We start from the raw sequence: 16,775 nt of genomic DNA, 5'->3' as shown, positions 1-16,775 counted from the left end.
GGGGAAAAACTGAGCGAACCACATCCATCATCCCGCACCCTGTGCGGGGGCAACCCGTCGGGCGATCTATGCGTCCTAGAGGGCCGGGGGCCCCGAGCAGGGGCGAACACATACACCGTAAAGTGGTAAGACCGGGCAACCGGACGCCGCAACGAGAAGGGGGAGGCGATCGGATGCCGCACGCCGAGACACCGGGCAGCATCGAGGCGGCCCCACGGACCCGGCTGCGCTGGTGGACCGAGCTGCCGCTGATCCTCCTGGTGTACGCCTGCTACTCGGCGGGCCGGCTCCTCGCGCGGGGCGACGTCACGACCGCCGTCGACCACGGCCTGGCGATCCTGAAGGTGGAGAAGTTCCTCCACATCAACGCCGAGCACCCGCTCAACCGTCTGTTCACCCGTGAGGCCTGGATCGGCGTACCGGCCGACTTCTGGTACGCGTCGCTGCACTACCTGGTCACCCCGGTGATCCTGGTCTGGCTCTTCAGATCACGCACCGTGCACTACCGCGCGGCCCGCACCTGGCTGATGACGTCCACGTTCCTCGGCCTGATCGGCTTCACCCTGCTGCCCACCTGCCCGCCCCGGCTCCTCTCGGCGAGCCACGGCTTCGTCGACACGATGGCCCAGTACAGCTCGTACGGCTGGTGGGGCGGTGAGGCGAGCGCGCCTCGGGGCATGGGCGGAATGACGAACCAGTACGCGGCCATGCCGAGCCTGCATGTGGGCTGGGCGCTGTGGTGCGGGGTCATGCTGTGGAAGTACGGCAGGACGCGTACGACGAAGGCGGCCGCGATCGCCTATCCGCTGATCACCACGATCGTGGTCATGGGCACCGCCAACCACTACTTCCTCGACGCCGTCGCGGGCGCCGCCGTGATGGGCGCCGGCCTGCTGCTGGCCCCGCTGGTGATGCGCGGCGCGGACCGGTTCAAGGCGCGCGCGGCGGTGGTCCTCGCGCCTGCCACGGCGGGCACTCCGGGCACTCCGACCTCAATTGTCAGTGGCGGATGCCAGACTTCCGCGGGTGAGCGAATTCCACGGCAGCGCGAGTCGCGGCTCGGAGCCGGAGCCGAGCCGAGTGCCTCTCCCACGGACGCGGGGGACAGCGCTCCGGCAACAGCTCGCTGAGCTGCGCGGTCCCGACGTACCGGCCAAGGCGCTGGATGCCCGCGCCTTGGCCGCCCTCGCCGCGAACCCGGGCTGCAGACGGCGCGCCATCCTCGATGGCGCCGGGGTGAACAAGACGGCGCTGGCCAGTGCGCTGGGCTCGCCCTCCGCCTTCGGCCAGTCGCAGTTCGCGCTCACCCGGGGCAACGCCTTCGAGGCGAAGGTCAAGGCGGACGGCGGTGCGGAGCTGCTGCGGCTGGTCCACGAGAAGCTGGACCGCTCCGCCGAGCCCCCCGCCCACGCGCGCGTGGCGGAGCTGACCGCGATCGGCCCCGAGGGGCGCACGGCCCGTACCGCGCTGGCGTTGCGCGAGGCCTGTGCGGCGCGCGGTGAGTGGACCCTGCTCGACCACCCCATGCTCGCCCTCGACGTGGCGGGCTCCCCCGCGTTCCTGGAGCCGGACGCGGTGGTCGTGCACCCCGACGGCAGCTGGACGGTCGTCGAGATCAAGTCCTTCCCGATGCTGGACGGCTCGGCGGACCCCTCGAAGGTGGGCGCGGCCGCGCGCCAGGCGGCGGTGTACGTACTGGCGCTGGAGCAGGTCGCGGCCCGCCTCACCCAGGAGAGCGCCCCCGCCCCGAAGGTCCGCGACCGGGTCCTCCTGGTCTGCCCCAAGGACTTCTCCAACCTGCCCACCGCCTCCGCCGTGGACATCCGCAAGCAGCGCGCGGTCACCGACCGCCAGCTGGCCCGCCTCACCCGTATCCAGGACATCGCCGACACCCTCCCCGAGGGCATCTGCTTCGACCCGTCCCGCCCCGCCGCCGAACTGACGGCCGCCGTCGAATCGGTCCCGGCGACCTACGCCCCCGAGTGCCTGGCCGCCTGCGAACTGGCCTTCCACTGCCGCAGCCGCTCCCGCGAGTCGGGCGCGGTGACGACCCTGGGCCGTTCGGTCCGCGCCGAGCTCGGCGGCCTGACCACGGTGGCGGACGTCCTCGCGGCGGCCCGCGGAGAGGCCGGGGACCCGCAGGACCCGACGGTGGCGGCCCTGCGCAGAGCGGCGGAACTGCGGGCGGAGGCACTGGCGGCGATGCCGCGGGCCGCGACGGCGCCACCGGAAGCGACGGCGGCGGTATCGGAGGCCGCGGCCGCGGGAGGTGCGGTCCGGTGAGCGCCGCCCGCGCCAAGAGGCCCGCCCCAGGCACCCCCCGCCCGACGAGGCACACCGGCCGCCCGGCGAAGGCGAGGGCCACGCGGACCATCACCGCCCGCCCGGAGAGGAACGCCCCGGACGCCCCGTATGCCCCGTACGCCCCGCACGCCGCCCGGCCCGAGGCCACCGCCCCGCTCACCCCCCACCCGAAGGCGACCGCATGTCCCTGATCGCCACCCTCGCCCGCCTCGAAGCCGTCACCACCGGCCGGGCCCAGCCCTCCGCCACCGTCCGGCACCGGCACCTCTCCGAGCACCCCCTCGTCCTCGTGCCGCTCACCACCGCCGGTGAGGCCGGGGCCCCGCTCGGCGCGCTCGTCGGCACCGACCGGGACGCGCCGCGCCTGCTCGTCGTAGCGCAGCCGCGCGACCGTGATCTCAGGTTCGCGTTCCTGGCCGAGCTGGCGGATGTCGTGCTGCCGTATGTCGACGCGTACGCGGAGGCGGTGGAGGCCGCCGAGCGCAATGAGACCGACCCGGAGACCGGCAAGCGGGTCAAGGTCGAGGTCGAGCTGTGCGCGGACGCCGCGCAGCTGATCGTGCCGAGCCGCGCGGGCATCGAGTTCGTACGGCTGCTGGGGCGCTCGATGCGTTTCCGGCGTACGGCCGAACAGGACCCGGAGGCCCCGCATCCGGCGCCGCCGCGCGTGCCGTTGCTGGGGCGTTGGCTGACCCACTTCGGGGAGCGGACCCGCGTCCCGGGCTCCTCGCTCCTGCTCGCCATGACGGACGTGCTCGCCCGGCACTGGGCGACCGGCCAGTCCACCCTGGAGGACCAGCACCTGGGCGCGCTGCTCGCCTGGATCGACCCCCCGAAGGGGGCGACCGGTGCCGAGGCCGCCCTGGAGGCCGAGCTCGGCCGGGACGCCAAGGGCCAGTTGCTGCACCCACCGGCCGGCCCGGCGACCGACCCGGCGTTCGACAACAAGCTGCTCGCCCCCGCCATCGAGCGCTACAACCGCGCGCGTACCGCCCTCGCCGCCGCCGAGGACGGCCTGGAGGCGGACGACCGGCTCGGTGAACTCACCGCGGCCGAGCAGGCGATCAGGGACCTGGTCGAGAGCCGGACCCGCCCCACCTGGGACGCGGTGTGGCGCGGCCTGGACCTGCTGCGTGAACTGCCCGAGGGCGCGCGCGTGGAGGAGCGCTGGACGCGTGACCGCTGGTCCTTCACCAGCCACCGCGACCGCATCCTGGCCGGCGAGCCCCCGCAGCCGCGCCGCGACGACGCGGTGACCGCCGCGAACAAGCTCGCCACGCGCGAGCGCGAACAGGCCCGTCTGGAGGCCCAGGAGGCCCTGGACGATCCGCTGGTGATGGCCGGGCGGCGGCTGTCCGGAGAAGCCTTCGTGGGCGAGGTCACGGACGTCGTGATGACCCACAGCGAGGGCAAGCGTCCGAGCCCCCGCCCCCTCCTCACCCTCCGCACGGACGACCGCCCGCACCTCGGCGAGCGCGCCAAGGTCTACCGCTCCCTGAGCGGCAAACCGCAGTCGGCCGAGTTCGTCGGATACGAGGACGAGGGTTCCTCGGTCGTCCTGCGCATCCTCGACAAGATGGGCCGCGGCAAGGAGCCCGAGGCCGGTTCCGTGCCGGAGAAGGGCGACCGGCTCTGCTTCACGCTCTTCGAGCACGAGCAGCGCGGCGGCGCGAAGCTCCCCGACCCGGAGAACACGCCCTGGACGCATGGCGGCCCGCCCGGCGAGGCCGTCCAGGAGGCCGCCGATCCCACGACCGAGGAGGACGTCCTGTGACCACGGTCTTCGACCCCGGCGCGGCCGCCGCCCAAGCGACGGAGGAGATCCTCCACAACACCCTGCACAGCGACCGGCGCGGTGTCGTGGTCGACTCCCCGCCGGGCGCGGGCAAGTCCACGCTGGTCGTCCGCGCGGCCCTCGAACTCGCCGACGCCGGGCGCCCGCTGATGGTCGTGGCGCAGACGAACGCCCAGGTCGACGACCTGGTCCTGAGGCTCGCCGAGAAGAACCCGGACCTGCCGGTGGGGCGCCTGCACAGCAGTGACGCCGACGCGTACGACAAAGCGCTGGACGACCTGCCGAACGTACGGAAGTCGGCGAAACCGGCGGAACTGACCGGACTGCCGATCACCCTGTCCACGGCCGCGAAGTGGGCGCACGTCAAGGTCGACGAGCCGTGGCAGCACGCCATCGTCGACGAGGCGTACCAGATGCGCTCGGACTCGCTCCTCGCCGTGGCCGGCCTCTTCGAGCGGGCGCTGTTCGTGGGCGACCCCGGGCAGCTGGACCCGTTCGCGATCGTGGGCAGCGAGCAGTGGGCGGGGCTGTCGTACGACCCGTCGGCCTCGGCGGTGACGACGCTGCTGGCGCACAACCCCGAGCTCCCGCAGCACCGTCTGCCCGTGTCCTGGCGGCTCCCGGCGTCGGCGGCGCAGCTGGTGTCGGACGCGTTCTACCCGTTCACGCCGTTCCGCAGCGGCACGGACCACGGCGACCGCAGCCTCGCCTTCGCCGTCCCGTCGGACGGTTCGGGTCCCGACCGGGTCATCGACGAGGCGGCGGAGTCGGGCTGGGGTCTGCTGGAGCTGCCCGCCCGGCACACCCCGCGCACGGACCCGGAGGCGGTACGGGCGGTGGCCACGGTCGTACGGCGCCTGCTGGACCGCGGCGGCGCGGCGACCTCGGAGCGCTCCCCCGACCCGTCCCCCCTCACCGCCGACCGCATCGCCGTCGGCACGGCCCACCGCGACCAGGCGGCGGCGGTCCGAGCGGCGCTGGCCGAGATGGGCGTGCCGGAGGTGACCGTGGACACGGCGAACCGTCTCCAGGGCCGCGAGTACGACGTCACGGTCGTCCTGCACCCCCTCTCCGGCCGCCCCGACGCCACCGCCTTCCACCTGGAGACCGGCCGCCTCTGCGTCCTCGCCTCCCGCCACCGGCACGCGTGCATCGTGGTGTGCCGGGCGGGGGTGAGCGAGCTGCTGGACGACTATCCGTCGACGGAGCCGGTGCAGCTGGGGACGCTGGTGAAGTTTCCCGATGGGTGGGAGGCGAATCACGCGGTGCTTGCGCGTCTCGCCGAACACAAAGTCGTCTGGAGCCCGTGAGGTGCCCTTCACCGCGTCCTTGCGCGGCCGCGAGACAATGGACGACGGCCCACTTCCCGACAGGCGGGTCTTCGGCGACGTACGAGGAGGAGAAGACATGGCGGAGCCCACGCCGCGTCGGAACGAACCGCGGCTACGCCCCGCGCCCCTGCTTTTCGAGCCCGCGGAGGCGGCCGCAGATCCGGAGCACTTCTTCGACCTGGAGTCCATAGACGATCCCAGGGCCCTGCTGGCCCGGGCGACGGAGCTGGCGCACGCCTTCCGGGCCGCGGCGGACCGTGCGGTGGAGTTCCAGGCGATGGCGGCGGCCCAGCTGGCGGATCCGCGGCGGTTCGACCGGCTGACGCCGGCGGACATCGGGGAGCGGGCCGAGTGGACCGAGGACTACGCGAAGAAGATGGTCGAGTTCGGCCGGGACCTGATGCGGGGCGCCGAGGGCAAGGGCACCGTCGACCCCGCGTAAAGCTTTGGCATATGCCAGGTGGGCAAGATACTCCCTGCTGGCCTGCCGTGTCCCGGTTTCCGGCAACCCTCGGGAACGGAACGCTCACAGCCGGTACATCTGGATGCATGAGCAACACATCCAAGGAGTTCTTCTCCGACCGCTCCGACGTCAGCGGGGTCACCGCGGACGGAGCGGCGTGGCTCGCCTCGGCAGGAACGTATCCGCGGAGCACGCTGGCCCTCTGGGAGGACCGGCCCGACGCCCCGGTCGTGCTGCCCTGCGGTACCGCCTTCGACGTCGTCAGCGCGCCCGCGATCTTCGGGCGCCGGATGCTGGACCGGCTGTGGGACGAGGGCCCGGGCTCCGGGCCGGTCGCCGCCTTCCGGGGCCGGATGCTGCTGTTCGCGGCGCCGGGGACGGCGTACCGGCTGCCCTCGCTGCTGCGGTGGGAGGAGTTCGGCCGGACGGGAGCGGTTCCGCCGCTGCTGTGCCACGGCAACGGCGACGCGGTGACCGTCCCCGCACCCCGGCCCACGACCACCGCCCCGACCCCCTTCGACAGCCGCTGGCTGGTGGCCCCCGACACCCGTCACCCCTGGTTGCCGGGCGCCGAGACCCTCGTCTGGGCGGCCGTACGGGCGGCGCGCACGGCGGTGCGGATATCGATTTTTCCCCCAGCGGATCAGGATGCTAAGGTCTACGACGTCAGCAGGCGCCGCTAGCTCAGTTGGTTAGAGCAGCTGACTCTTAATCAGCGGGTCCGGGGTTCGAGTCCCTGGCGGCGCACCGACAACGAAGGCCCTCCGCGCGAGCGGGGGGCCTTTCGTGTGTCTGTTATCCGGCCGCCGCGATCCGTACCGTCCACTGCCCGGAAGCCGTCCGTCCCTCCACCTCCACCCGTACGCCCTCCCCCGGCACCGTGAAGCTCTCGCCCAGGTCCACGGGGGCGTCCGCCAGGGGTGGGTAGACCGAGGCCTGCCAGCAGGCGTCGGTGTGGGGGTGGGCGTCGATGACCTGGATCGGGCCGCCGCCGGAGGGGGAGCCGGCGTGGACGCGGTAGACGAGGATGCCTTCGCGGCAGGTGGCGGTGTCGTTGCCGACGGGGCCGCGGGCCTCGAAGGCGAGCGCGGTGTCGGCCCCGGTCCGGACGACCGCGAGCTTGGTGCCCCGGCCCATGCCGAAGCCGGCCCCTCCCCGCGCCGGGCCTCCCGCACCCAGCGGCTCCAGCGTCAGCCGCGCCGAGCCCTGGACGCACGCCACCTGCCGCGGCTCCAGCCAGCCCAGCTTCCACTTGTGCCAGGCGAACAGGTCCGGCGCGAGCCCGAACTGGCTGCCCATCAGGTCCCAGTCCCCGACATAGGTGTCCCAGTCGCCCTTGCCGTCCACCGGCCGGTGATAGAGGTCGGGGAGGTCGAAGACGTGGCCGGTCTCGTGGGCGAGGACCAGGCGGTCCGGCGGGTGCTGCTCGAAGACCGTGACGACCCGCCGGATGTCCGTCCCGTCGGCCCGCAGCGGAACGTCCAGGTTGACGACCTTGGTCGCGTCCGAGTCCACGCCGGGCGCGTCCGGGTCGGCGACGAGGTAGACGATGTCGTACTGCGAGAAGTCCACCCGCCCGTCCGCCACCGAGAGCGCGTCACGCAGATACGCGGCGCGGTGGGCGGCGCTCCAGTCCCGCTGTATGGCGTACGCCGTGGAGGGCTGCGGCATCCGGATCCAGTTCCGGAGCGGATGCGGGCGCAGGGCGAACCTGCCGTAGGAGGCCCGCTCGAAGAAGCGGCTGGTGGCCGGGAAGTGGTCGGCGGCGAGTTCGTCCGGGGTGGTGCGCGGGGTCGCGTCCGGGAAGGACAGGAACACCATCACCGCGTCCAGGGTGCGGGTCGGGCGCGGATAGGCGGCGTTCCAGGTGTCCAGGCCCTCGGAGTGGTGCGCCTGAGTGCGGGTCAGGGCACAGGGTTCGGCCGAGAAGGGTTCGGCGACCGACGGACCGGAGATGAGGGAGGTGGCGGCCAGTGCCGACAAGGTGGTGAACACGGCCGCGGTGCTGCGCAGTTTGGGGCGCGGGAAAGGGCGCGGCACAGGGACCTCCGGGTGCGGTTCGCGGGACACCGCACCCAGCCTGTGGGAAATTGTCGTACTACGCCCTGTTTGTCTGCACCAGATGAGTGAGTACGCAGAAGAAGCGTCAGAAGCGACACCCCGAATCGCTCACGGAACGTCACACCTGGTCGGGAGCGCGGACAAGCCGTCCAGGTGCGGGCAGAAACGATCTGCCAGAAGGGCTGGTTGTTCCGGGACACTGGATGGTGGCTGGAAGGGGTGGGGGCCAGCCTCTATGATCGGCACACTTTCCTGCACGACAGAGATCGAGTGCACTGCGGGAGCGAACGGTGAGCGGAACCTCCGAAGGGCCGACGCCCGCGGCAGATCTCGACCGGGCGGCCGTCACAGAGAGTGACTTCAGCACGTCTCCTCGTGCGGAATCCCCGACGTCGCTGACGTCCTCGGCGTCCCCGACGTACCGGTCGGCGTTCGCGGCTGCGCCGCTGGCCATGGCGGTCGTGGACCGCGAGGGCGTGGTCGTCGGCGCCAACGGTGTGCTCGGCGAACTCCTGGGCGCCGAGCCCGCGTCGCTGGCCGGGCAGGTCGCCTCCGACCTGGTGGATCTGGCCTCGGACGCGCGGACCTGGCACGCGTACCAGGAAGTGCTGCGCGGCCGGCAGGCCAGACTGCGCTGCACGCGCCGCCTGAAGCACCCCGACGGCCAGTCCCTGTGGGTGCAGATCACGGTCACGCCGCTCGGCAAGGACGAGCCCGGTGTCCTGCTGTCCATCGCCGACATCAGTTCCCAGCGTGAACTCCAGGCCCGGCTGCGGCACTTGCAGATGCACGACCCGGTGACCCGGCTGCCCAACCGCACACTCTTCTTCGAACGCCTCTCGGCCGCGCTGGAGGTGGAGTCGTACGCGCAGGGCGGCACCGGGCGGATCGGGCTCTGCTATCTCGACCTCGACGGCTTCAAGGCCATCAACGACACCCTCGGCCACCGCGTCGGCGACCGGCTGCTCGCCGCCGTGGCCGAGCGCCTGACGCGCTGCGCGGACGAGGCGGGCCTCACCCGGGGCAGCGCTCCGCTGGTGGCCAGACTCGGCGGCGACGAATTCGCCCTGCTCGTCGAGGACTCGACCGGCACCGACCAGCTGGCGGACCTCGCCGAGGCCGTACTGAAGGCGGTCCAGGCGCCCTTCGACATCTCCGGCCGCCGTCTGTCGGTCTCGGCGTCGATCGGGGTCGTGGAACGCCACGCCGCGGGCACCACCCCCACCGCGCTCGTCCAGGCGGCCGATACGACCCTGTACTGGGCGAAGGCCGACGGAAAGGCCCGCTGGACCCTCTTCGACCCCGAGCGCAACGCCCACCGCATGACCCGTCAGGCCCTCGCCTCCACGCTCCGGCCGGCCATCGAGCGGGGCGAGTTCACCCTGGAGTACCAGCCGCTGGTCGGCATGGAGGACGGCCGGCTGCGCGGCGTCGAGGCGCTGGTCCGCTGGAACCATCCCCAGTTCGGCATGCTGACGCCGAATCGGTTCATCGGACTGGCCGAGGAGGACGGCTCGATCGTCCAGCTCGGCCGCTGGGTCCTCGCCACCGCCTGCCGCCAGGCCCGCCGGTGGCAGCTGGACCACCCCGACGAACCGCCGATCTTCGTCAGCGTCAACGTCGCCGTCCGCCAGGTGTGGGACTCCGACCTGGTCGAGGACGTGGCGGACATCCTCGCGGAGACGGGCCTGGCCCCGGGACTGCTGCAACTGGAGCTGACGGAGTCGGCGGTCATGGGCTCGGCCGGCCGCCCCCTCCAGGCGTTGCAGGCCCTCAGCGACATGGGCGTCCACATCGCCATCGACGACTTCGGCACCGGCTACTCCAACCTCGCCTACCTCAGCCGCCTGCCCGTCGCGGTCCTCAAGCTGGACGGCTCGTTCGTACGAGGCTTCCAGTACGAGGGGACGGGCGCCTCCCCCAACCCCGCGGACGAGGTCGTGGTCGAGGCGATGATCCAGCTGGCCCATCGGCTGGGGCTGACGGTCACGGCGGAGTGCGTGGAGACGTCGGCCCAGGCGTCCCGGCTGCGGCGGATCGGCTGCGACACCGGCCAGGGGTGGCTGTACTCGCGGCCGGTGGCGCCGGATCGTATCTCCGAGCTACTGCGGACGCCGGGGAATCCGGCGGTCGTCCGCAACAACTCCTGACCCGTCGGTCTCTCAGCTCGTCGGCAACCCGTAGGCGTCCGCGATGAGTTCGTACGAGCGCAGCCGCAGCTCTCCGCTGTGGGCGTGGGACGTGATCATCAACTCGTCGGCGCCGGTGCGCTTCTGGAGGTCGTCGAGGCCGGAGCGGACCTCGTCGGCGGTGCCGTGGATGACGTTGGCGTTCCAGGACGTGATGAAGTCGCGTTCCATGGGGCTGAATTCGTAGGCCTCGGCCTCCTCGGGGGTGGGGACGAGACCGGGGCGGCCGGTGCGCAGCCGGACCATGTTGAGGCTGGCGGCGAGGACCTGGCGGCGGGCCTCGTTCTCGTCGTCCGTGGCGAGGGCGGAGACGCCGATCAGGGCGTAGGGCTCCTGCAGGACCTCGCTGGGGCGGAACTGCTCGCGGTAGAGGTCGAGGGCCGGGACGGTGTACTGCGCCGAGAAGTGGTGGGCGAAGGCGAAGGGCAGGCCGAGGGTGGCGGCCAGGCGGGCACTGAAGCCGGAGGAGCCGAGGAGCCAGATCGGGGGCCGGTGCGGGGACTGGACCCCGCCGGGGGACGTCGACTGAATGGGGCCGGGGACCGCGTGGATACGGCGGTAGGGGTGGCCGTCGGGGAAGTCGTCGTCCAGGAAGCGGGTCAGCTCGACCAGCTGTTCCGGGAAGTCGTCGGCGCCCTCGTGGAGCGTCTGGGTGCGGCGGAGGGCGGCCGCCGTGGCACCGTCGGTGCCGGGGGCGCGGCCGAGTCCCAGGTCGATGCGGCCCGGTGCCATCGCCTCCAGCGTGCCGAACTGTTCCGCGATCACCAGCGGGGCGTGGTTGGGCAGCATGACGCCGCCGGAGCCGAGGCGGATGCGGTCGGTGTGGGCGGCGAGGTGGGCGAGGATCACGGCGGGGGACGAGGAGGCGACGCCCGGCATGGAGTGGTGCTCGGCGACCCAGTAGCGGTGGAAGCCGCGGGACTCCGTCAGCTTGGCGAGCTCGACGCTGGTGCGCAGGGCGTCGGTGGCGGTGCGGCCGGCGCCGACGGTGACCAGGTCCAGTACCGAGAGGGTGGCTGGGGCGGTGCCCTGTGCGGTGCCTCGGATCTCTTCTGCCGGCACGTGTTCCTCCTGCGGTGTCGCCCTGTGGTGTCTGGTGGGCGTTAACAGGAGGGGGGCTCCGGTTATTCCTTCGCCCCCGCCGCCCCTTCCCGTCCCGTACCTGGGGGCTGCCGCCCCCAGACGGGCTGGTTGGTCAGCCCGTCCGGCGTTCGTGGAGCGCAGGCCCCCTACACCTGCACGATCGGCTCCTTCGTGAACAGCGCCCCCAGGCTCGGTGCGTTCACCCTGCGGTCCGCCAGCCGCAGGCCCTCCCACACCGTGACCTGGTTCGCCGTGAGGACCGGCTTGCCCAGGTCCTTCTCCAGGGCCGGGAGGTGGGCCGCGGTGTGCAGGGCCGTGTCCGGGAGGAGGACCGCGTCCGCGTCCGCCGTGTCCGCGTCCCGGGCCAGCGCGAAGACCTCCGCCTCGCCCCAGGCGCCGACCTCGGCGGCCGTGACGACACCGGCGTCCTTCACGCCCGTGACCTCCAGGCCGCCCGCCCGCAGGAACTCCGCGAACAGGCCCGCCACGTCGTCCGGGTACGTCGCCCCGACCGCGACCCGCCGCAGCCCGAGCTCGCGCGCCGCGTGCACGAAGGCGAAGGACGTCGAGGAGGCCGGCATGCCCGCCGCCCGGGCGAGGGCGCGGACCTGGTCGTGGGCGCCCTCCCAGCCGTACACGAAACTGCCGCTGGTGCAGGCCCACACCACGGACTCGGCGCCCGCCATGCGCAGCCGCTCGACGCCGGCGGCGAGGCGTTCGGCGGAGCCCATCTCCAGGAGGGCGTCCACGCGGTGCGCGTCCGTGCCGATGTCGGTGTGCACCAGGTCCAGCCGGATGTCGCTGCCCAGAAGCTGCTCGATGCGCGGATAGTCGTCCTCTGCGGAGTGGCCCGGGTAGAGAAATCCCAGTGCGGTCATGTCCAGCCTTCCTGCTGCTGCTCTTCGTCGGGCAGTACGGGTCGCACGGGGCCGATCCTCGCCGCCGGATCGATCAGCGCCTGGTACGGCCCCACCGCCCGGGTACCCAGCCGGCGCAGCGCCGCCCACATCGTCACCTGGTTGGCCGAGAGCACCGGTATGCGCAGTTCCGCTTCCAGTTGGGGGATGACGTCGTACGTCGGGAGGTTGGTGCAGCTGATGAACAGCGCGTCGGCGTGGCCGCGGACCGCCTGGTGGGCCATGGCGACGACCTCGCGGTACGGCACCTTCCAGATGTGCCTGGTCAGTCCCATGAAGGCGCAGCCGCTGACCGTGACGCCCGCCTCCGCCACGTACTCCTCCAGGGACCGGGTCACCGAGACCGTGTACGGCGTCACCAGGGCCACCCGGCGTACGCCGAGGTCGGTCAGCGCCTCCAGGAGGGCGCCGGAGGTCGTCACGGACGGGACCGCGCCCGCCCTCGTCATCGCCTCGCACATCGCCCGCTCCCCGACGATCCCGCCGACGAAGCTGCCGGAGGTGCAGGCGTAGGCGACGACCTCGGGGGCGATGGCGTGCAGGGTGCGGACCGCGTCGTGCAGGGTCTCGTGCTCGCTGACGAGACGGGCGAGATCGAGGCTGACCTCCACGGGGACGTAGGGCGTCCTGGTGAGGTGCAGCGAGATGTCGTCGGGTACCCAGCGCCACAGCTCACGGTCCAGGGCGAAGTCGAAGGGGGCGACGACACCGATGCCGCGCTGCGGGCGTGGTCCGCCCAGAAAGGAGACGTCCATGGCCGGCACCGCCTCACGGTGAGAGACAGGGGGACGACGGACCGTACGCACGCCCGTGTTGACGAAGGTAGGTTCGGGTGCGAGCGTGGTCAATCCGCGCATGTCAGACGCCTGTGGAGGTACGGCCTCGGATGACCTCCCCCACCCTGCTCGTCCTGGACGCCGACCCCCTCCCCCGCCTCGGCAGTCTCACCGGACGCGCCCGTGTCGAGCACGCGGACGCGTCGACGCTGGCCGAGCGGCTGCCGTACGCCGATGTCCTGCTCGTCTGGGACTTCACCTCCCGCGCGGTCCGCGCCGCCTGGCCCGGCGAGGGCCCGCGGCCGCGCTGGGTGCACACCGCGAGCGCGGGCGTGGACCATCTGATGTGCCCCGAACTCGCCACGTCCGACACGGTGGTGACCAACGCGCGCGGCATCTTCGACCAGCCCATCGCGGAGTACGTCGCCGCCCTGGTCCTCGCGATGGCGAAGGATCTGCCCCGCACCCTCGACCTGCAGCGGGAGGGCGTGTGGCGGCACCGGGAGTCGCGGCGGGTGTCCGGGACGCGGGCCGTGATCGTCGGGTCGGGGCCCATCGGACGGACCATCGCCCGCACCCTCAAGGCACTTGAGATCACCCCGGCGATCGTCGGCCGCACCCCCCGCACCGGCATCCACGGCCCAGGCGACCTCGACCGCCTCATCGCCCGCGCCGACTGGATCATCGCGGCGGCACCGCTCACCGAGCAGACGTACGGCATGTTCGACGCCCGGCGTTTCGGGGTGATGCAGCCGTCGGCCCGGTTCGTGAACGTCGGCCGGGGGCAGCTCGTGGTCGAGGACGCGCTGGCGGACGCGCTGCGCAAGCGGTGGATCGCGGGGGCGGCCCTGGATGTCTTCGAGCACGAACCCCTCGGCCCCGACAGCCCGTTGTGGCAGGTGCCCGATCTGATCGTGTCCCCGCACATGAGCGGCGACACGGTCGGCTGGCGGGACGAACTCGGCTCGCAGTTCCTGGAGTTGTACGACCGCTGGGCTGCGGGGAAGCCGCTGCTGAACGTGGTCGACAAGAAGCGTGGGTACGTACCGGGGCACTGAACGTTCTGCGCAGGGAGGGCAGCGGCGGATGGCGGATCTCACCGAACTGACCGCGGTACAACTCGTCGACGGCTACCGCAAGGGCGAGTTCAGCCCTGTGGAGGCCACCCGGGCGGCCCTGGAACGGGCCGAGCGGATCCAGCCGGAGGTCAACGCCTTCGTACGGCTGACGGCGGAGGCCGCGCTGGAACAGGCGCGGGCCGCCACCGACCGCTGGCGGCGCGGCGAACCGGCCGGTCTCGTCGACGGTGTCCCGGTCACGGTGAAGGACATCCTGCTGATGCGCGGGGCGCCCACCCTGAAGGGCTCCAAAGCCCTGTCGGAGAAGGGCCCTTGGGACGAGGACGCCCCCTCCGTCGCCCGCCTGCGCGAGCACGGCGCGGTGTTCCTGGGCAAGACGACGACCCCGGAGTTCGGCTGGAAGGGCGTCACCGACTCCCCCCTGTCCGGCGTCACCCGCAATCCGCACGACCCTTCCCGGACGGCGGGCGGTTCGAGCGGTGGCGCGGCGGCGGCCGTGGCGCTCGGCGCGGGTCCGCTGGCGCTGGGCACGGACGGGGGCGGCAGCGTCCGCATCCCGGCGGCCTTCTGCGGGATCTTCGCCCTGAAGCCGACGTACGGCCGGGTGCCGCTGTACCCGGCCAGCGCGTTCGGCACGCTGGCCCATGTCGGCCCGATGACCCGGGACGCGGCGGACGCGGCCCTGATGCTGGACGTCATCGGGGCGCCGGACGCCCGGGACTGGTCGGGGCTGGGTCCAAGTGACTTGTCCTACACGGACGTTCTCCGGGAAGGCGTACGAGGCTTGCGGGTCGCCTACTCCCCCACCCTCGGCGGACAGGTACGGGTGCAGCCCGGCGTCGCGGCGGCGGTGCGGCGGGGGGTCGAGCGGCTGGCGCGGCTCGGTGCGTACGTCGAGGAGACCGACCCCGACTTCACCGATCCGGTGGACGCCTTCCACACCCTGTGGTTCAGCGGGGCGGCCCGGGTGACCCAGCAATTCGGGCCGCATCAGCGGGAGTTGCTCGACCCCGGGCTGCGGGAGATCTGCGGCCTGGGCGCGCGGTACTCCGCGCTGGACTATCTCGCCGCCGTGGACGTCCGCATGGACCTCGGCCGCCGTATGGGCCGCTTCCACGAGTCCTACGACCTCCTGGTCACCCCGACCCTCCCCGTCACCGCGTTCGAGGCGGGCGCGGAGGTGCCGAAGGGGTCGGGGCATCGGCGGTGGACGGGGTGGACGCCCTTCACGTATCCCTTCAACCTGACGCAGCAGCCCGCGGCTTCCGTCCCGGTCGGGGTCGACGGGGACGGGCTGCCGGTGGGGTTGCAGATCGTGGCGGCCCGGCATCGGGACGATCTGGTGTTGCGGGCGGCGCATGCGCTGTACGGCGTGAGCTGACCCACCCGGCTCCCATCCGGTCTCACCCAAGAGGGTGTATCCGCGCCGAAGTCCCGCGCAGGAGTGCCCCGCGCCCCAAGGATCGGTCACCGTGAGCGAGATGACCGAGGTGCGCGCGAGCGCGGAGACTCCGGCGCCCGAAAGGCCGTCGAAATGGCGGATGTTGAGAGACCGGGGGCAGTGGTCGGTCGTCGTGGTGCTGCCGTTGACGCTGGCGGTGGCGACGATGGCCGTCGAGGATCTGCGGGACGCCGTGAAGGGGCTGTTCGCCACGCCGGTCTCCGCGCCCGCCCCCGCACCGGCCCCCGAGCCGCCCGGGCTCGCCGTCACCGCGGTGGGCGAGTTAGGAGGCTGCTCCAACACGTACTACCCGATGTCCCGGGAGGTGCTCCGCCGTGCCGACCGGCGCTCGCTCAGCGGTGCCGAGCCGCTTCCGCCCGGGGTCGCCGTGGTGCGCAGGGCCGGGGACACGATCCAGGAGGATCCCGTGCTCGGGGTCACCCTCCAGGCGCCCTCCGCCACCGCGATCGTGGTGACCGGGGTGACGGCGGAGCTCATGTCGAGCCGGCCCCTGCCGACGAGCGGAACCTTGCGGGAACCCTTCGGATGCGGTGCGGCGATGGCCCAGCGCGCGTTCGACGTGCGGCTCGACGGGCGGGGCAGCACGGTGCGGGCCGCCGAGGGCAGCGCCGACTTCCCGTTCAAGGTGGCCGGGGCCGACCCGGAGTACCTGGAGTTCCAGGTGCGCACCGAACTGCCCCGGGAGGTGCGCTTCCGGCTGCGGGTGTCGTGGGTGACGCAGGGCGAGGCGCGGGAGAGCGTCCTCGACGACGGCGGCAAGGGGTACCGGCTCATGGGTCCGAACCGGCTGCCGTCCTTCAGGCCCGGCGGAAACTGAGCGTCTCCCCCGCCGCTCCGGAGCGCCACAGGTCGTTGCAGGCCTGCGCCATCCGCTCCAGGCCGTCCGTCACCTGCCCCCAGACGGTGCCGGGGACCCAGCCCACATCACCGTTGAGAAGCAGGTTGTTGCGCTCGTAGAACAGCGCGAGGTCGACCAGGGTGGTGCCGGGGCGGACCTCGCGGTCGTAGCCGTAGGCCTTGGTGCCCAGTTCCGCGCCCGCGAAGGCGAAGTAGCAAAGGTCGCCGGGGATCGGGGTGACGGTCGGATTCTCCAGGGGCGGCTCGGTTTCGGCGAAGGGCGGGAAGAGGGCGTAGATCTCGTTGCGGGCGTATTTGGCGTGGTAGACGTCCCCGCTGAGGGGGAGGGCGTCCCAGACCGCCGCGCAGGTGACCGGTGCGCGGTCGTCCAGGAGTTTCGCCGTGCAGTGGATGTCCCGCTTCAGGAGCGAGACCTCGATGAACCGATCAGTCATGCAAACCAGGGTGCATACATCCA

At 72.5% G+C, this 16,775-nt stretch carries 16 protein-coding genes and 1 tRNA gene; 12 read left to right on the top strand and 5 right to left on the bottom strand.

The window, feature by feature from the left end; genetic code table 11:
- Nucleotides 1-173 precede the first annotated feature (173 nt).
- The 8 genes from PH203_RS12200 (at nt 174) to PH203_RS12165 (ending at nt 6,640) form a co-directional block, all read left to right on the top strand.
- The gene (locus PH203_RS12200; protein ID WP_289919734.1) at nt 174-1,130 is read left to right on the top strand and encodes a phosphatase PAP2 family protein; all 957 of its coding nucleotides are present in this window, start codon (nt 174-176) and stop codon (nt 1,128-1,130) included.
- Nucleotides 1,081-2,283: a hypothetical protein gene (locus tag PH203_RS12195; RefSeq protein WP_289919732.1), complete on the top strand. Its 1,203-nt coding sequence runs from the start codon at nt 1,081-1,083 to the stop codon at nt 2,281-2,283. The genes PH203_RS12200 and PH203_RS12195 overlap by 50 nt, the downstream gene beginning before the upstream one ends.
- Nucleotides 2,280-2,495, top strand: coding sequence for a hypothetical protein (locus tag PH203_RS12190; protein ID WP_289919730.1), 216 nt, complete (start codon nt 2,280-2,282; stop codon nt 2,493-2,495). The genes PH203_RS12195 and PH203_RS12190 overlap by 4 nt, the downstream gene beginning before the upstream one ends.
- A complete protein-coding gene (locus tag PH203_RS12185; RefSeq protein WP_289919727.1) occupies nt 2,486-4,078 on the top strand; it encodes a hypothetical protein in 1,593 nt (530 codons plus the stop codon). The genes PH203_RS12190 and PH203_RS12185 overlap by 10 nt, the downstream gene beginning before the upstream one ends.
- Entirely contained in the window at nt 4,075-5,409 is a 1,335-nt protein-coding gene (locus PH203_RS12180) for an AAA domain-containing protein (protein WP_289919725.1), read from the top strand. The genes PH203_RS12185 and PH203_RS12180 overlap by 4 nt, the downstream gene beginning before the upstream one ends.
- Before the next feature lie 97 nt (nt 5,410-5,506).
- Nucleotides 5,507-5,872, top strand: coding sequence for a hypothetical protein (locus PH203_RS12175; protein ID WP_289919723.1), 366 nt, complete (start codon nt 5,507-5,509; stop codon nt 5,870-5,872).
- A 107-nt stretch (nt 5,873-5,979) separates the two neighbouring features.
- Nucleotides 5,980-6,576, top strand: a complete 597-nt coding sequence (locus PH203_RS12170) for a bifunctional DNA primase/polymerase (RefSeq protein WP_289919721.1) — start codon at nt 5,980-5,982, stop codon at nt 6,574-6,576.
- Nucleotides 6,567-6,640, top strand: a tRNA-Lys gene (locus PH203_RS12165). The genes PH203_RS12170 and PH203_RS12165 overlap by 10 nt, the downstream gene beginning before the upstream one ends.
- A gap of 48 nt (nt 6,641-6,688) precedes the next feature.
- Here the strand turns inward: PH203_RS12165 and PH203_RS12160 are convergent.
- On the bottom strand, nt 6,689-7,963 hold the full coding sequence (locus tag PH203_RS12160; protein WP_289919719.1) for a M6 family metalloprotease domain-containing protein: 1,275 nt from the start codon (nt 7,961-7,963) through the stop codon (nt 6,689-6,691).
- A 281-nt stretch (nt 7,964-8,244) separates the two neighbouring features.
- On the opposite strand from PH203_RS12160, the gene PH203_RS12155 reads away from it, so the two are divergent.
- A complete protein-coding gene (locus PH203_RS12155; protein WP_289919716.1) occupies nt 8,245-10,104 on the top strand; it encodes an EAL domain-containing protein in 1,860 nt (619 codons plus the stop codon).
- 12 nt (nt 10,105-10,116) lie between these two features.
- Here PH203_RS12155 and PH203_RS12150 read toward each other — a convergent pair whose 3' ends face one another.
- From PH203_RS12150 to PH203_RS12140, 3 genes are all read right to left on the bottom strand, one after another.
- Nucleotides 10,117-11,205: an LLM class flavin-dependent oxidoreductase gene (locus PH203_RS12150; RefSeq protein WP_289919714.1), complete on the bottom strand. Its 1,089-nt coding sequence runs from the start codon at nt 11,203-11,205 to the stop codon at nt 10,117-10,119.
- 167 nt (nt 11,206-11,372) lie between these two features.
- Nucleotides 11,373-12,104: a decarboxylase gene (locus PH203_RS12145; RefSeq protein ID WP_289919713.1), complete on the bottom strand. Its 732-nt coding sequence runs from the start codon at nt 12,102-12,104 to the stop codon at nt 11,373-11,375.
- Nucleotides 12,101-12,898 (bottom strand): aspartate/glutamate racemase family protein, encoded by a 798-nt coding sequence (locus tag PH203_RS12140; RefSeq protein WP_289919712.1) that lies wholly within the window; start codon nt 12,896-12,898, stop codon nt 12,101-12,103. Before PH203_RS12140 ends, PH203_RS12145 begins: the two co-directional genes overlap by 4 nt.
- 131 nt (nt 12,899-13,029) lie before the next feature.
- Between PH203_RS12140 and PH203_RS12135 the strand changes: the two genes are divergently transcribed.
- The 3 genes from PH203_RS12135 (at nt 13,030) to PH203_RS12125 (ending at nt 16,277) form a co-directional block, all read left to right on the top strand.
- Nucleotides 13,030-13,977, top strand: coding sequence for a D-2-hydroxyacid dehydrogenase (locus PH203_RS12135; RefSeq protein WP_289919710.1), 948 nt, complete (start codon nt 13,030-13,032; stop codon nt 13,975-13,977).
- A 28-nt stretch (nt 13,978-14,005) separates the two neighbouring features.
- Entirely contained in the window at nt 14,006-15,379 is a 1,374-nt protein-coding gene (locus PH203_RS12130) for an amidase (RefSeq protein WP_289919708.1), read from the top strand.
- A 91-nt stretch (nt 15,380-15,470) separates the two neighbouring features.
- The gene (locus PH203_RS12125; protein ID WP_289919705.1) at nt 15,471-16,277 is read left to right on the top strand and encodes a hypothetical protein; all 807 of its coding nucleotides are present in this window, start codon (nt 15,471-15,473) and stop codon (nt 16,275-16,277) included.
- On the opposite strand, the gene PH203_RS12120 is transcribed toward PH203_RS12125, so the two are convergent.
- Nucleotides 16,258-16,752, bottom strand: a complete 495-nt coding sequence (locus PH203_RS12120; RefSeq protein WP_289919704.1) for a DUF3830 family protein — start codon at nt 16,750-16,752, stop codon at nt 16,258-16,260. The two genes, PH203_RS12125 and PH203_RS12120, sit on opposite strands and share 20 nt — an antisense overlap.
- Between the last annotated feature and the right edge of the window lie 23 nt (nt 16,753-16,775).

Origin of the sequence: Streptomyces sp. S.PB5, from assembly GCF_030403745.1 — a bacterium.
GTDB lineage: Bacteria > Actinomycetota > Actinomycetes > Streptomycetales > Streptomycetaceae > Streptomyces.
Note: the sequence above shows the minus strand (reverse complement) of the source record. Positions and strands in the feature narration are given on the sequence as shown.

Excerpts from the sequence above, each read along its gene's own strand:
- PH203_RS12200 (WP_289919734.1), top strand. The coding sequence starts at position 174 with ATGCCGCACGCCGAGACACCGGGCAGCATCGAGGCGGCCCCACGGACC.
- PH203_RS12185 (WP_289919727.1), top strand. The coding sequence starts at position 2,486 with ATGTCCCTGATCGCCACCCTCGCCCGCCTCGAAGCCGTCACCACCGGC.
- PH203_RS12175 (WP_289919723.1), top strand. The coding sequence starts at position 5,507 with ATGGCGGAGCCCACGCCGCGTCGGAACGAACCGCGGCTACGCCCCGCG.
- PH203_RS12170 (WP_289919721.1), top strand. The coding sequence starts at position 5,980 with ATGAGCAACACATCCAAGGAGTTCTTCTCCGACCGCTCCGACGTCAGC.
- PH203_RS12145 (WP_289919713.1), bottom strand. The coding sequence starts at position 12,104 with ATGACCGCACTGGGATTTCTCTACCCGGGCCACTCCGCAGAGGACGAC.
- PH203_RS12140 (WP_289919712.1), bottom strand. The coding sequence starts at position 12,898 with ATGGACGTCTCCTTTCTGGGCGGACCACGCCCGCAGCGCGGCATCGGT.
- PH203_RS12135 (WP_289919710.1), top strand. The coding sequence starts at position 13,030 with ATGACCTCCCCCACCCTGCTCGTCCTGGACGCCGACCCCCTCCCCCGC.
- PH203_RS12130 (WP_289919708.1), top strand. The coding sequence starts at position 14,006 with ATGGCGGATCTCACCGAACTGACCGCGGTACAACTCGTCGACGGCTAC.
- PH203_RS12120 (WP_289919704.1), bottom strand. The coding sequence starts at position 16,752 with ATGACTGATCGGTTCATCGAGGTCTCGCTCCTGAAGCGGGACATCCAC.